Origin of the sequence: Streptomyces sp. PA03-3a, from assembly GCF_033792735.1 — a bacterium.
GTDB lineage: Bacteria > Actinomycetota > Actinomycetes > Streptomycetales > Streptomycetaceae > Actinacidiphila.
Genome location: NZ_JARAVM010000056.1, coordinates 20759 through 36098, shown reverse-complemented (window position 1 = coordinate 36098; position 15340 = coordinate 20759). Strand labels below are relative to the sequence as shown.

Annotated in this window: 9 protein-coding genes; 4 read left to right on the top strand and 5 right to left on the bottom strand. The window is 75.0% G+C overall.

Annotated features, from left to right (window positions below):
• Positions 1 to 482 precede the first annotated feature (482 nt).
• Both PV342_RS38065 and PV342_RS38060 read left to right on the top strand, forming a co-directional pair.
• A complete protein-coding gene (locus PV342_RS38065; RefSeq protein ID WP_026251495.1) occupies positions 483 to 1148 on the top strand; it encodes a response regulator in 666 nt (221 codons plus the stop codon).
• Positions 1145 to 2245 carry a sensor histidine kinase gene (locus PV342_RS38060; RefSeq protein WP_406269823.1) on the top strand — a complete coding sequence of 367 codons (1101 nt, stop codon included), beginning with the start codon at positions 1145 to 1147 and terminating at the stop codon, positions 2243 to 2245. The genes PV342_RS38065 and PV342_RS38060 overlap by 4 nt, the downstream gene beginning before the upstream one ends.
• On the opposite strand, the gene PV342_RS38055 is transcribed toward PV342_RS38060, so the two are convergent.
• The 3 genes from PV342_RS38055 to PV342_RS38045 all read right to left on the bottom strand — a co-directional run bounded on the left by PV342_RS38055 (position 2206) and on the right by PV342_RS38045 (position 7716).
• A complete protein-coding gene (locus PV342_RS38055) occupies positions 2206 to 2931 on the bottom strand; it encodes a cation transporting ATPase C-terminal domain-containing protein (RefSeq protein ID WP_500320730.1) in 726 nt (241 codons plus the stop codon). The two genes, PV342_RS38060 and PV342_RS38055, sit on opposite strands and share 40 nt — an antisense overlap.
• 122 nt (positions 2932 to 3053) lie before the next feature.
• Positions 3054 to 5144, bottom strand: a complete 2091-nt coding sequence (locus PV342_RS38050) for a SpoIIE family protein phosphatase (RefSeq protein ID WP_500320728.1) — start codon at positions 5142 to 5144, stop codon at positions 3054 to 3056.
• A gap of 133 nt (positions 5145 to 5277) precedes the next feature.
• Complete coding sequence (locus PV342_RS38045; RefSeq protein ID WP_400795365.1) at positions 5278 to 7716, bottom strand: ATP-binding SpoIIE family protein phosphatase; 2439 nt, start codon at positions 7714 to 7716, stop codon at positions 5278 to 5280.
• 312 nt (positions 7717 to 8028) lie between these two features.
• Here PV342_RS38045 and PV342_RS38040 point away from each other — a divergent pair, with 312 nt between their 5' ends.
• Positions 8029 to 8931 carry a hypothetical protein gene (locus PV342_RS38040; RefSeq protein WP_392612246.1) on the top strand — a complete coding sequence of 301 codons (903 nt, stop codon included), beginning with the start codon at positions 8029 to 8031 and terminating at the stop codon, positions 8929 to 8931.
• Positions 8932 to 8937: 6 nt separating this feature from the next.
• On the opposite strand, the gene PV342_RS38035 is transcribed toward PV342_RS38040, so the two are convergent.
• On the bottom strand, positions 8938 to 10158 hold the full coding sequence (locus PV342_RS38035) for a PucR family transcriptional regulator (RefSeq protein ID WP_500320726.1): 1221 nt from the start codon (positions 10156 to 10158) through the stop codon (positions 8938 to 8940).
• A gap of 58 nt (positions 10159 to 10216) precedes the next feature.
• Positions 10217 to 10594, bottom strand: coding sequence for an AzlD domain-containing protein (locus PV342_RS38030; protein ID WP_500320724.1), 378 nt, complete (start codon positions 10592 to 10594; stop codon positions 10217 to 10219).
• On the opposite strand from PV342_RS38030, the gene PV342_RS38025 reads away from it, so the two are divergent.
• Positions 10593 to 15317, top strand: a complete 4725-nt coding sequence (locus PV342_RS38025; RefSeq protein ID WP_400795357.1) for an ATP-dependent helicase — start codon at positions 10593 to 10595, stop codon at positions 15315 to 15317. The two genes, PV342_RS38030 and PV342_RS38025, sit on opposite strands and share 2 nt — an antisense overlap.
• Positions 15318 to 15340: the final 23 nt, after the last annotated feature.

Below are 15340 nucleotides of genomic sequence, written 5' to 3'. Positions count from 1 at the left end.
GGGCCAGGTCGCGTGCGGCCCCCAGCCGGCGCAGCGGGAGCGCGCGGGCGAGGGCCAGGCCGTAGCAGGCGGGGATCACGTCGGCCTGGGCGCCGAGGGCGGCGGAGCGGATCAGCACCCGGGCGGCGGCCTGCCGTCCCGCCCGCCCGGTCCGCAGCTCGGGCCGGCCCGGCGCGCAGCGCGAACGGCGCCGAGGAGCGTCCGCGGGACATCTCCGCCGCCCCGCCCACCGGGCCCGCCCCGCCCCGTCGACGGGCCTCGCCCCACCGCGCGCGCCGCTGCCCGCGGCGCACCCGGTGTTACGTTGGTCTTGGCTCCAGCGTTGTGGAAACCGCCCGCGGCGCCCCGTCCGGAACCGCCTCCGCCTTCCGGCCCCGGCCCCCCCCTCCCCCGTCACCTGGCCGGACGCGGCCCGGTGACCTGCCGGACGGCCCGCGGCGTGGTAGGAATCGGGCAGGGGTCCGGTGGTGAGTGGAGCACGCGTGATCCGGGTATTGGTGGTCGACGACGAGGCCCTGATCCGTACGGGCTTCCAGCGCATCCTCGACGCGGCGGACGACATCGAGGTCGTGGCCGCGGTGCCCGGCGGGCAGGCGATCCGTACGGCGCAGGAGTCCCAGCCCGACGTCGTCCTGCTGGACATCAGGATGCCCGACGTGGACGGCCTCACCGTCCTGGCCGGGCTCCGGCGGCTGCCGCAGCCTCCGGTGGTGGCGATGCTGACGACCTTCGACATGGACGAGTACGTGGCCACGGCGCTCCGCTCGGGCGCGGCCGGTTTCCTGCTGAAGGACACCGACCCCGAGGAACTGCCGTTCCTGGTGCGGACCCTGGCCGACGGCGGCGCCGTGCTGTCGTCCAAGGTCACCCGGACGGTCGTGGACGGGTACCTGGGTTCGGGCCCGCAGGAGTCGGCGGCGCGCGGCGTGGCCCGGCTGACCGAGCGCGAGCGCACCGTGCTGCTCCTGGTCGCCGAGGGCCTGTCGAACGCGGACATCGCCGGGCGGATGCACCTGGGGACGGGCACGGTGAAGGACCATGTGAGCGCCATCCTGACCAAGCTGCAGGTGGGCAGCCGGGTGCAGGCCGCGCTGCTCGCGGAGCGCGCGGGGCTGCTCAAGCGAGCGCAGGACGGTGAGGGCGGATGAGGTTCCGGCGGCCGTCTCCCGTGGTGGTGGACCTCGTCGTCGTCGCGGTCGCGCTGTTCGACATCTGGGTCAACGTCGACCCCGAGGAGCCGGTGCGCCTGGGCTGCGCCCTCGGCGGCGCGGTCGCCCTGATGCTGCGCCGGCGCCTGCCGCTGATCACCTTCGTGCTGGCGCTGCCCGCCGTGCTGGTCTCGGACGCGGCCTTCGCCACGCTTGCCGCGCTGTACACCCTCGCCTCGTTCACCCGGCGCAGGTGGCTGCTGGCGGGGTGCGCGCTGGCCTTCACGATCGCGGACATGGCGCCGTGGCCCGCCCCGAAGTTCGACCTGTCCGAGCCCTCGACCCTGATCACCCTGAGCTACACGGCGGCTACGGCCGCCGCCCCGGTCTTCCTGGGGCAGCTCGTGCAGGCCCGGCGGGACCTGTCGCTGCGGCTCCTCGAGATCTCCGAGGCCCGCGACCACGAGCGGCTGCTGACCGCGCAGACCGTACTGGCCAAGGAACGCGCCCAGCTCGCCCGGGAGATGCACGACGTGGTCTCCCACCAGGTCAGCCTGATCGCCGTGCGGGCCGGGGCGCTCCAGGTCGGCACGCAGGACGCCGAGGTCAAGGAGGCCGCGGCGACGATCCGGCGGCTGAGCGTGCAGACCCTGGACGAGCTGCGGCACATGGTCAGCGTGCTGCGCGCCGCCGGCGGCCGGCCCACGGAACTGACCCCGCAGCCCTCCCTCGCCGACCTGGAACGGCTGGTGAGCGGCAGCGGCATCGAGGCCGAACTGCAGCCGGACCTGCCGGACGGGCTGCCGCCGACGGTGCAGCGCGCGGTCTACCGCACCGTCCAGGAGGCGCTGACCAACGTGCGCAAGCACGCCCCCGGTGCCTCCGCGCGGGTCCGGATCCACCGCCAGGGCGGCACGGTCCGGGTCACGGTCACCAACACCGCCCCCACCCGGCCCGCGCTCCCGCTGCCCAGCGCCCACTACGGCCTCGTGGGCCTGCGGCAGCGCGCCGCGCTGCTCGGCGGCACCGTCACCTCGGGTCCGACGGCCGACGGCGGCTACGAACTCAGGCTGGAACTGCCCGCAGCCGGCACCTGAAGCGGCGCCGCCCGGCCCCGCGTCGCGGCCGCCGCCCGGGCCCGGCGTGCCACCAGCTTTCCGGACTCCCACAGGAGCAGCAGGACGACGGCCGACAGCAGGGCCCAGCCGAACTGCCGCAGGTTGATCTCGGTGGTGCCCAGGATGCGGCGGAAGCCGTCCATCTGGGTCACCAGCACGGCGAGGGCGAACTCCGACAGCGCCGCCCAGTTCATCTGCTTGCTGTCGAAGGTGGCCGTGGTGAGGACGGACGCGGTCTCGCTGCGGCACTCGAACGCGGCGACGATCAGGCAGAGCGCGAAGGCGGTGAAGGCCATCGAGTTGCCGACGGCGGCGCTGTGGAAGTGGCTCTCCCCCACCTTGATCAGGGCCAGCAGGATGACGGTGATCGCCAGCCCGCTCAGCCCCACGGTGATCAGCACCGGCCTGGTCAGCACGGACTGCCCGCGGGGCCGGGGTGTGCGGCGCATCAGGCCGGGGCTCTCCTGGTCGAAGCCGAGGGCGAAGCCGAAGGGGGCGTTGACGACGAAGTGCACCCACAGGACCTGGGCGGGGGTGAAGGGCTCACCGGCGGCGATGTCGAGCAGGGTCGCGCCGAGGAAGGTCAGGACGAAGGTGACCAGCAGCAGGAGGACAAAGCGGATGTACTTGGTGAGGTTGTCGTAGAGTTTCCGGCCCTCCTCCACGGCGTGGATTGGCCTTTCTACGAGCGGGGACAACGCCACGTTCCGCCGCCCCGGACGGTGCGTCAAACGGGCCGGGTCCGTTCGTCTGAACGGGCGCCGCCGTCCGTGGGCCGGCGGGCCGGTCAGGCCGGGGACGGGGGGAGGGCCTGTTCGGTCCAGATGGTCTTGCCGTCCTCCGCGTACCGCGTGCCCCACATGTCGGCGAGCTGGGCGATGATGAACAGCCCCCGGCCGCCCTCGTCCACGGTGCGCGCGTGCAGCAGGTGCGGGGATGCGGGACTGGTGTCGCGGACCTCGCAGGTCAGCATGCGGTCGTTGATGAGCCGCAGCCGCATCGGGGGGCTGCCGTACCGGATGGCGTTGGTGACCAGCTCGCTGACGATCAACTCGGTGTTGAAGGCGGTGTCCTCGTCCGCCCCCCACACCGCCAGCCGGTCGCGGACGAAGGCCCGCGCGGTGGCGACCGCCGTGGTGTCGTCCCCGAGCGGCCAGGCGGCGACGCGGTCCGGCGGGAAGGGGCGCGTACGGGCCAGCAGCAGCATGGGCACAGCCCGGTCGACGCCCGCGGGAAGCGTGTACATGATGTCGTCGCACAGCTCCTGGAGCGGACGGCCCCTCCCCGGCGGGGCGCCCCCCAGCGGGGTGGAACCGCCGGCCAGATGCAGGGACAGCACCGGGGAGCTGGTGAAGGCCAGGACACTGCCCTCGGGGATGTCGAGTTCGGCGGCGGCGAACGGCGCGCACGCTGCGGCGCCCAGCCGGGGCCCGTCCGGGATCTCGACGATCTGCGCGCTGCCGTCCGGCCGTACGATCACCGGCGCCAGATGTCCGGCGCGGGCCATCGTGCAGGTGCGGGTCAGCGGGTCGTACACGGCGTACAGGCACGCGGCGGTGAGCGCCTCCCGGTGCAGCGGGTCGGCGGGCGGCAGCGAGGCGCGCTCGGTGGCGAGGTGGGTCGTGATGTCATCGAGCCGGGCCAGCAGTTCGTCGGGCCCCAGGTCGAACGCGCTCAGCGAGCGGATGACGGTGCGCAACTGGCCCATGCCGGCGGTCGCGTGGATGCCCTGCCCGGCGACGTCCCCGACGACCAGCGCGGTACGGGCGCTGGACAGCGGGATGGTGTCGTACCAGGACCCCGCCGCGCTCTCCCTGGCCGTCGACAGGTAGGCCGTCTCCAGTGCGGTGTGCGACACGGGGCGGCGGGGCAGCAGTTGCCGCTTCACCGTGGCGGCGACGCTGTGCTCCCGGGTGTAGCGGCGGGCGTTGTCGATGCACAGGGCGGTGTGGTCGGCCAGCTGCAGGCCGATCTCGACGTCATCCTCGGTGAAGGGTTCCATCCGCTTCGTCCGGTAGAGGCTGACCAACCCGAGCACCGCCCCGCGCAGCGTCAGCGGCACGGTGAGCAGCGTCTGCACCCCCGAGGCGCGGATCGCCTCGGCGCGGGCGGGGTCGGTGCCCAGCCAGGGCAGCCCGGCGTGCAGCCGCAGGACCCGGGGCCGCAGGTCGGACAGCGCCTGGGTGTACGGGGTCGGGTCGGGCAGGCTGCGCACATCGCCGACCGGGTAGGCCTGCGGCTGCCCGCGGCCGGCGCTGCTGCCGAACGCGGCCCGCCGCAGCGGGGTCCCGCGGGGCAGCGGGCACAGCGGCGGGTCGTCCCCGCGCACCACGTCGTCGACGACCTCCACCACGACGACGTCGGCGAAGGCCGGCACCAGGGCGCCGACCAGTTCCTCGCAGGTCACCACCACGTCCAGGGTGCGGCCCACGCGGTCGCGCACCGTGTTCAGGACGCGCAGCCGGGCACGCCCCTTCTCCCGCTCGGTGACGTCGACCACGGCGAGCGCGACGCCCAGGACCGTTCCCTCCGGGTCCTCCAGGCGGAAGCCGGAGACCGAGTAGGAGTGCTCCGCGCCGTCCCCGGCCCTCGGACGCGTCCGCACGACGTCCTCGATCAGCGGGACACCGGTCTCCAGCACCCGGCGCACACGTCCCTCCACGTCGTCGGGGCGGAGAACGGGGTAGGCGTCGCGGAAGTACCGCCCGAGGAGGTCCTCCGGCCGCACCCCGCGCATGGCGGGGGTGCCCATGTTGACGCGGACCACGCGCAGGTCCGGGTCGAGGACGTGCAGCCCGACCGGCGACTGCGTGAACAGGGCGCGCAGGATCGCCGCCTCCGCGTCGCCCATGGGAGCGGACGGGCCGCCGTGCGCCACTGGAACCACCTCCGTCGGCGCACGCGCGGTGGGGCACCGGACGGACGCCGCCTACGGTCGTCCACCCAGGATCAGTGCAAACCGCCCGAACCGGCGACCCGGACGGCCCGGACGCCTGACGCGGGCCTCCGGCTCAGGACTCGGACAGCGGCTGCTCCGCCCAGATGGTCTTCCCGCCCGCGGTGTAGCGGCTGCCCCAGCGGCTGGAGAGCTGGGCGACGAGGAACAGCCCGCGACCGCCCTCGTCGGACAGCCGGGCGCGGCGCAGCCGGGGCTGGGTCTGGCTGGGGTCGGACACCTCGCAGACCAGGGTGTCGTCGCGGATCAGGCGCAGCCCGACCGGGGCGCCGCCGTAGCGGATCGCGTTGGTGACCAGCTCGCTGGTGATGAGCTCGGTCGTGAATGCCAGATGCTTGAGGTCCCACGACTGCAACTGGCTCTCCACCGCGGTCCTGGCCCGCGCCACGACGGCGGGGTCGGCGGGGAACTCCCAGGTGGCGACGGATCCGGGCGGCAGCGGGCGCAGACGGGCCACCAGCAGCGTGACGTCGTCTCCGGGCGGCTCTGCGAGAAGCTCGTCGAGGATCGCGCGGCCGGTCCGGGTGGGGGTGCGCGTCCCGGAGGGGTCCGTGGCCAGCACCGAGCAGAGCCGCTCCAGCCGCTCCTGTGCGGTGCCGTCGGGATGGGAGAGGAGCGGTTCGTTGAAGAACGCGAGCACGCTGCCCGGGGGGACCTCGAAGCCGACCGGTTCGAAGGGCATGCTGTCCACGCCCAGCGCCGGGCCGGGCTTGAGGCCGACGAGCTCGGCGGGGGCGCCCGGCGCGGCGTACGCCGGCGGGGGATGCCCGGCGCTCGCCATCTCGCAGCGGCCCTCGACGGGGTCGTAGACGCAGTAGAGGCAGGTGGCGCCGACCGCGCTGCTGCGCGCGGTGCCGTCCTCCTCGCCCTGCGGCGGGGCGACGTCGCCGAGCCTGACCACGAGGTCGTCCAGGTGGGCGAGGAGTTCACCGGGCGGCAGGTCGAGGTCGGCCAGGGTCTGCACCGCGGTGCGCAGCCTCCCCATGGTGGCCGCCGCGTTCAGGCCGTGCCCGGTGACGTCGCCGCTGACCAGCGCCAGCCGGCTGGACGACAGCGGGATCACGTCGAACCAGGCGCCGCCGACCGCCTCGGTCGTGCCCGCCGGTACATAGCTGCCCGCGGTCAGCACCCCGCTGGTCTCGGTGATCGACGGCGGGAGCAGGCTGCGCTGGAGTGCCTCGACGGTGCGGTGCTCGCGCGTGTAGCGGCGGGCGTTGTCCAGGCCCAGGGAGGCCCGTGAGGCCAGTTCCTCGGCGAGACCGGCGTCGCCGAGGCCGTACGGCGGGAGACCGGCCGTCCGCCACATCACCAGGACGCCGAGCACCAGGCCGCGGGCGATCAGCGGCACGCTCAGGAAGGACTCGGCCGTATCGGGCAGCAGCAGACGGCTGCGTTCCACGTCGCCGGCCAGTCCCTCGCGCCAGGAGGACAGGTCCGACCGGAAGACGGCGGCGCCCCGGCGCAGGTGGTCGCTCTCCAGGCTGCGCAGGCGGAAGCCGGCGCCCCTCGGGTGGATCTCGGGGGGCCACGAGCCGTCGGACGAGGCCACCGCGACCCTGCGGAAGGGGGAGCCGAGTCTGAACTCGCCGGGCTCCTGGCCGATCAGCACGGTGTGGGTGAGGTCGACCGCCGCCAGGTCCGCAAAGCGGTGGGAGACAAGCACGTCCACCAGTTCCTGCGCGACCCTGGCGACGTCCAGGCTGCGGCCGATCCGTTCCGCGGCGGCGTGCAGCAGCTCCATGCGCTGGCGGGCGGCGTACTCCTGGGTGACGTCGGTGAAGATGACGGCCACCCCGACGGGCCGGTCGTTCGCCCCGTGCAGCCGGAAGGCGGAGAAGGACGCCAGCCGATTCACGTCCGCCGCGCCCCGGCGCCGGGCGCTGTGCACCCAGTCGACCAGGGGTTCCCCGGTCTCGGCCACGTGCCGGAGCTGCGCCCGGAGCGCCGCCGCGTCCTTGGGGAGCAGCACATCCTCGACGGTCCACTCCACCGGATTGACTCGGGGGCCGACCTCGGGCGGCAGATCGATGCCGGGGACGAGGTTGAAGCGGGTGGTCTCCAGATCCAGGTCGTGGATCGCGAGGCCCACGTGCCGCTGCCGGAACAGGGCCCTGAGCAGGGCCTCGTCCTCCTTGTGCCGTTCGGCCGCCGCGCGGGGTGCGGCGGTCACGACGAAGCCCCCGGGCGGCCCGCCGCCCGCGGTCATCGGCTGCACGCACAGCCGCACCGGAACCGCGCCGCCGCCGCGGTGCCGCAGTTCGGCGTCGCACTCCGCGCGGGCTGCGCCGGGTGTACGGAGGTGGTGTGCCCACGCCTCGGGGACCGTGAGGAGTTCGGCGACCGGTCGTCCGCACACCTCGGCGGCGGGCCGTCCGGTCAGCTCGTGCACCGACCCGGTGCACATGAGGACGTCGCCGTTCCCGTCGACGACGAACAGGGCGCCGCCGGCGTCATACGGCGAGCCGAGGTTGTCCAGGTCGGTGTGTGTAGTCACCCGGTCGTCCGATGTCGTGGGTCCCCCTCCCATTCAAACCCCCCGGGACCCGCGCGCGCATCGTCACCGGGCCCGGTCGGGCCGTGCCACCGCCGGGCGCCGCCTTCGGCGACCTTCCGCCCGTCACAGGGGCGGGCCGGGCACCGCGCCCCTCCCCCGCGTCATCCGGCACCTCGGGCCCGGGGGTGCGCCGGGGGCTGCCGTCAACTCGCCGCGGCTCATGACCCGTACCGGGGGGCGCGTGGTCGCACGCCAGGGTGCTCCCTGCGCACTTCCGTGTGCAGAGCGCTTGCGGAGGCCTACTGTGCGCACATGCCAGCAACCCCGCTAGAACGCGCCGAGCATTTCGTGTGGCTGACCGCACGGGTGCTCGAGCAACGCAGGTTCGCGTACCACTTCCGGAACGGCCCGGCGGACGCGGTGGAGACCGCGCTGTCCGCGTACCGCAACGCCGACGACGGCTACGGCCACGCCCTCGACCCCGATCTGCGCGGCACGGTCAGCCAGCCGCTGCACGTGGCCCACGCGCTGGGCGTGCTCGACGAGATCGGCAGGTGCGGCGGCCAGCGCGCGGAGCGGATCTGCCGTTACGTGACGGCCGTGTCGACCCCGGAGGGCGCGCTGCCCGCGCTCCACCCCTCGCTGCGCGGTTTCCCGGTCGCGCCCTGGCTGCCGCTGGTGGACTGCCCGCCCGGCGATCTGCTGGCCACCGGCCCCGTGGTGGGCACGCTGCACCGCAACGAGGTGTGGCACGCCTGGCTGTTCCGGGCCACGGACTTCTGCTGGTCGGCGATCGAGACGCTCGACAAGACCCATCCCGGCGAGGCCGTTGCGGCGATGGCGTTCCTGGACCACGCGCCCGACCGCGCCCGGGCCCGGGAGGCGGCGGCGCGCCTGGGGCGGATCGTGCGCGAGCAGCGGCTCGTCGTCCTGGACCCCGGCCGCGACCCGGAGCACGCCCCACCGTCCGGAGCACCCGACGGCGAGCACCGTTTCGCGTACGACTACGCGCGCACGCCGGAGTCCCCGGCGCGGGAATGGTTCACGGACGCGGAGATGGACCGCGCGCTGGACTTCCTCGCGGCCGGTCAGCAGGACGACGGCGGCTGGCCCGCGCGGCGGCCCGCCTGGGCGCCCGGGACGCTCTTGGAGCGGCGGCCCCTCGTCACCCTCGACGCGCTGCTCACCCTGCGGGCCTACGGGCGCCTGGTCTGAGCCGGCTCAGCCGGCGCCGTCGCGCAGCAGCAGTGCGGCCAGCGCCAGGGCCGTGCCGTGCGGCGCGGCGAGGTCGAGCCCGGTGAGTTCGCAGATCCGGGCGAGCCGGTTGTCGACGGTGTTGGGGTGCAGTCCCAACTGGCGTGCGGTGCTGCGGCGTTCCTGCCGGCTGCCGAGGTAGGTCCGCAGGGTCTCGACCAGGTCCGGGCGGTCCGCGATCGGGTCGAGCAGAGCGGCTATGCGCTCACTGCTCGCGTCACGCCGTGACAGGTGGTACTCCAGCAGGACGTCGTCGAGCCGGTGCAGCCCGGGCGGCAGCCCGCCGGCGCGGGCCACCCGCAGCACCTCCGACGCCGTACGGGCGGCGCCGGGGATGTCCCGGGGGGCGGCGGCCGAGACGACGGCCAGCCGTACGTCGGGGGAGCAGGCGCGGCGCAGCGGAGCCAGCAGCCCGTCGTCGCCACCCGGCGGCAACCGGTGGCCCGGGACGACGGCGTGGCCTCCGGTGTCGTCGAGCAGGGCCGGCACCTCGGTGCCGAAGGCGCGGTCGAGGGCTGCCTGGGCGCGACGCGGCCTGCGGTGCGCGGCGACCGGGGGGCGGCCCGCGGCGCCCTCGGGCGGGAAGTGCAGTGCGAGCACGAGGGCGCCGTCCGCGAGGCTCAGCCGGCCGGCGGGCAGCCGATCCGGCGGCAGGGAGCCGTCCAGCAGGGCCCGCACCAGGGCGCGGCGCTCCTCACGGTGTTCGGCGGCGAGGGTGCTCTGCTCGTCCAGGTACGTCTCGGAGACGGCACCGACGATGTCCTCCTGGATGCCGATGAGGACGTCGGCGAGTTCGGCGAGCGCGGCTTCCTCGCCCGGCCGGGCCACCTCGCGCAGCGCCCGCCACAGCACGGCGGTGCCGCGCAGATGGCTGCGCAGCACCAGGTGCAGGGGCAGCCCCTCCTCTGCGCGCTGGGCGGCGCGTTCCCTGAATCGCTCGAAGTCGCCGCGCTCCGGCCGCTCGGCGGGCGTGCCGTGGACGACCCGGCGCAGGAAGAGCCGCAGGCCGTGGCGCGCGGTGGCGGCGAGCTCCCCTTCTTTGACGTCGGCGGGCAGTTCGGCGTAGCCGGGAAGGTCGGTGAAGGCGCGCGTCGTCATGGTGCGGGCGATCTCGTTCACCTTGTGCTCGCAGCGCGCCGCGAGGGCGCGGGCCGCGTCGGAGAGGACCGGCAGGGTGTCGGCCGCCATCGTCCCCCCTCCACTCGCGTTCACTGACGCGTCCTTTGTGACGGATCACAGTAACCCGTCACCCGGTGACGGCCCGCAGCCCTCCGGTCACCGCCCCGGCCACCGCGACGACCAGCAGGAAGGGGGCGCGCAGCACCAGGGCGACGCCGGCTGCCGCCAGGCCCGCGGCACGCGCGTCGAGCACCAGGGCGCGGCCGTCCCCGAAGGCCTGCAGGGCTGTGAGGGCCGCCAGCAGGGCGATGGGCAGCAGCGCCGCCGGCCGCCCTACGACGGGACGTTCCAGGAAGCCCGCGGGGACGGACAGGCCCAGCAGCTTCACCCCGTAGCAACCGAGGGCCGTGACGCCCACGGCGATCCAGCGAACCCGCCCGGGAAAGGCGGTGCGGGCATCGACCGGGGGCGGTTTGTCGGTGCGGCGAGGCAGGATGGATGGCATGTCGCGACGGAGCACCGGTGGCACCCCGGAGGAACAGGATCCCGCGGGGGCCCTCGACGCGTTCGCCCCCGCCACGCGCGCGTGGTTCACGGGGGCCTTCAGCGCGCCCACCGCCGCCCAGGCGGGGGCGTGGCGGGCGATCGCCGGTGGTTCCGACGTGCTCGTGGTGGCCCCCACCGGCTCCGGCAAGACGCTCGCGGCGTTCCTGGCCGCGCTGGACCGGCTGGCGTCGGCGCCGCCGCCCGCCGAGGCCAAGCGCCGCTGCCGCGTGCTGTACGTGTCGCCGCTGAAGGCGCTCGCCGTCGACGTGGAGCGCAATCTGCGCAGTCCGCTGACCGGTCTGCGGCACGAGTCCGTCCGGCTGGGGCTGCCGGAGCCGGAGGTGCGGGTGGGCATCCGCTCGGGCGACACCCCGGCCGCCGAGCGGCGCGCTCTGGCGACGCGGCCGCCGGACATCCTGATCACGACCCCCGAGTCGCTGTTCCTCATGCTGACCTCCTCGACCCGGGAGTCGCTGCGCGGCGTCGAGACCGTGATCCTGGACGAGGTGCACGCCGTCGCCGGGACGAAGCGCGGGGCGCACCTGGCGCTGTCCCTGGAGCGGCTGGACGAGCTCCTGGAGCGCCCCGCACGGCGGATCGGCCTGTCGGCGACGGTCCGCCCGGTGGACGAGGTGGCGCGCTTCCTGTCGCCCCAGCGCAAGGTGACGGTCGTCCAGCCCCCGTCGCAGAAGGAGTTCGACCTGTCGGTGGTCGTCCCCGTCGAGGACCTGGGCGAGCTCGGCGGCTCCCCCGCCACCGAGGGCGACGACCCCCGGCCCTCGATCTGGCCGCACGTCGAGGAGCGCATCGCCGACCTCGTGCAGGACCACCGCTCCACGATCGTCTTCGCCAACTCGCGCCGCCTGGCCGAGCGGCTGTGCAACCGGCTCAACGAGATCGCGTACGAGCGGGCCACGGGTGAGCCCCTGCCCGAGGGAGCGCCGCCCGCGGAGATCATGGCGCAGTCCGGCGCGGCGCACGGGGCGCCGCCGCTGCTGGCCCGGGCGCACCACGGCTCGGTCTCCAAGGAGCAGCGCGCCCTGGTGGAGGAGGACCTCAAGGCCGGGCGGCTGCCGGCCGTCGTCGCCACGTCCAGCCTGGAGCTGGGCATCGACATGGGCGCGGTGGACCTGGTCGTCCAGGTGGAGTCGCCGCCCTCGGTGGCGTCCGGCCTGCAGCGCGTGGGCCGGGCCGGGCACCAGGTGGGGGCGGTCTCGACGGGCGTGGTCTTCCCCAAGTACCGCGGTGACCTGGTGCAGTCGGCGGTCGTCACCGAACGGATGCGGGAGGGCGCGATCGAGGCGCTGCGCGTCCCCTCCAACCCCCTGGACGTCCTCGCGCAGCAGCTGGTCGCGATGACGGCGCTGGACACGTGGGACGTCGAGGAGCTGCTGGCGGTGGTCCGCCGGGCCGCGCCGTTCGCGGCGCTGCCGCACTCGGCGTTCACCGCGGTGCTGGACATGCTGGCCGGGCGCTATCCTTCCGACGCCTTCGCCGAGCTGCGGCCGCGCGTGGTGTGGGACCGGGTGGCGAACACCGTGACGGGCCGTCCGGGCGCGCAGCGTCTGGCGGTGACCTCGGGCGGCACCATCCCCGACCGCGGGCTGTTCGGCGTGTTCCTGGTCGGCGCCGACCCGAAGAAGGGCGGCGGCCGGGTCGGCGAGCTGGACGAGGAGATGGTCTACGAGTCCCGGGTGGGCGACGTCTTCACCCTGGGCACGACCTCGTGGCGGATCGAGGACATCACCCGCGACCGGGTGCTGGTCTCGCCCGCCCCGGGCGTGCCGGGGCGGCTGCCGTTCTGGAAGGGCGACCAGCTCGGCCGTCCCCTCGAACTGGGCCGCGCCCTGGGAGCCTTCCTGCGCGAGGTCGCCGCCCTGGATCCGGAGAAGGGCCGGGCACGTCTGGCCGCGGCGGGCCTGGACCCGTGGGCCGTCGACAATGTGCTGGCGTACCTGGCGGAGCAGCGCAAAGCCTGCGGCCATGTGCCCGACGACCGCACCATCGTGGTGGAGCGCTTCCGGGACGAGCTGGGCGACTGGCGGGTGGTCGTCCACTCCCCCTTCGGCGCCCAGGTCCACGCGCCGTGGGCGCTCGCGCTGGGCGCCCGGCTCGGCGAGCGGTACGGCTTCGACGCACAGGTGATGCACGCCGACGACGGCATCGTGCTGCGCCTGCCGGACGCGGACCTGATGGGTCTGGACCTGCTGGACGTGGACCCTGCCGGGCAGGGTGCCGAGTTCGACGCCGACCAGTCGCCGGTCGGCGCCGCCGACGTCGTCTTCGACAAGGGCGAGGTCGAGCAGCTCGTCACCGACCAGGTCGGCGGTTCCGCGCTGTTCGCGTCCCGGTTCCGGGAGTGCGCGGCCCGGGCGCTGCTGCTGCCCCGCCGCGACCCTGGCAGGCGCACACCGCTGTGGCAGCAGCGCCAGCGGGCCGCCCAGCTGCTCCAGGTGGCCTCGGAGTTCGGTTCGTTCCCGATCGTGCTGGAGGCCGTCCGCGAGTGCCTGCAGGACGTCTTCGACGTCCCCGGGCTGGTCGAGCTGATGGGCGACATCGAGTCCCGCAAGGTGCGGCTGGTCGAGGTGACGACGCCCGAGCCGTCGCCGTTCGCCAAGTCGCTGCTCTTCGGCTACGTGGCCCAGTTCCTCTACGAGGGCGACTCGCCCCTTGCCGAGCGTCGCGCAGCGGCGCTCTCGCTGGACTCCCGGCTGCTGGCGGAGCTCCTGGGCCAAGCCGAGCTGCGCGAACTGCTCGACGCCGAGGTCATGGTGGAACTGGAGCGCGAGCTGCAGTGGCTCACCGAGGAACGGCGGATCAAGGGCCCCGAGGGCGTCGCCGACGTGCTGCGGGTGCTGGGCCCGCTGGACGACGCCGAGTTGGCCGCCCGCGGGGCGGAACCCGGCTGGGCGGCCGGGTTGGAGGGGGCGCGCCGGGCGATCAGGGTCCGCGTCGCGGGCGTGGAACTCTGGGCGGCCGTGGAGGACGCCGGGCGGCTGCGGGACGCCCTGGGAACCGCGCTGCCGGTCGGTGTGCCGGAGGCCTTCACCGAGCCCGTCAAGGACCCCCTGGCCGATCTGCTGGCCCGCTACGCCCGTACCCACGGGCCGTTCACCTCGGCCGAGGCCGCGCGGCGCTTCGGCCTGGGCACCGCCGTCGCCGACGGCACCCTGCACCGGCTCGCCGCGTCCGGCCGGGTCGTCCAGGGCGAGTTCCGGCCGGGCGGCGCGGGTCACGAGTGGTGCGACGCCGGTGTGCTGCGCCGGCTTCGGCGGCGCTCGCTGGCGGCGCTGCGGCACGAACTGGAACCCGTGCCGCCGACCACCCTGGCCACCTTCCTGCCGCAGTGGCAGCACGTGGGCACACACGGCCTGCGCGGCCTCGACGGCCTGGTGCGGGCCGTGGAGCAGCTCCAGGGCGCGGCGGTCCCCGCCTCGGCCCTGGAGAAGCTCGTCCTGCCGGCCCGGGTGGCGGACTACACCCCGGCGATGCTGGACGAGCTCACCTCGGCGGGCGAGGTCGTGTGGGCGGGGGCCGGCGCCCTGCAGGGCAAGGACGGCTGGGTGTCGCTCTACCTCGCCGACACCGCGCCCCTGTTGCTGCCGCAGCCGCAGCCCTTGGAGCTGTCCCCGGTGCACCGCGCGGTCCTGGACGGGCTGTCGGGCGGCTACGGGCTGTTCTTCCGGCAGATCTCCGAGCAGGTCGGCGCCGCCGGGCACGAGGTGTCCGATCCGGAACTGGCCGAGGTGGTCTGGGAGCTGGCCTGGTCCGGCCGGCTGACCAATGACACGCTCGCTCCGCTGCGCGCGCTGCTCGGCTCCGGCCGTACGGCGGGCTCCACCGCCCACCGGGCGCCGCGCGCGGTGCCTCGCGGCCGCTACGGCGCCTTCACGGCCCGCACCGGCCGGCCCGCGCCGAGGGTGACGGCCTCTCGGGGCGGCCCGCCGACGACCGCGGGCCGCTGGTCCCTGGTGCCGGCTGCGGAGTCCGACGCGACGCACCGGGCCCACGCGCTCACCCACACCTTGCTGGACCGGCACGGCGTGGTCACCCGCGGCGCGGTGGCCGCCGAGGGCGTGGAGGGCGGTTTCTCGGCCGCTTACCGGGTGCTGTCGGCCTTCGAGGAGACCGGCCAGGCGCGCCGCGGCTACGTGGTGGAGGGGCTGGGCGCGGCCCAGTTCGCCATGGACGGAGCCGTGGACCGGCTGCGGGCCATCAGCAACGCGCGGGACCGCGGGGACACCCGGCACGACAAGGCCCGCACCGTGGTGCTGGCCGCCGCCGACCCGGCCAACGCCTACGGTGCCGCCCTGCCGTGGCCCGAGCAGCCCGCCGGGGTGACCCACCGGCCGGGACGCAAGGCGGGGGCCCTGGTCGTCCTGGTCGACGGAGAGCTCACGCTGTACGTCGAACGCGGCGGCAAGACCCTGCTGGCCTGGCCCGGCCCCTCCCCGGCGGAGGGCGACGGCCGGGGAGGCGGCGGCGCGGAAGGAGGCGGCGCGGACGAGGAGCGGTTGCAGGCGGCCGCCGACGCACTCGCCCTGGCCGTACGGGACGGTGCGCTCGGCCGGCTCACAGTCGAACGCACCAACGGCGAGTCCGCCCTCACCTCGGTGCTGGGCCGCTCCCTGGAGGCGGCCGGCTTCCACGCGACACCCCGCGGTCTGCGGCTGCGGGCCTGAACGGAACGACGGGAACAGGGGGA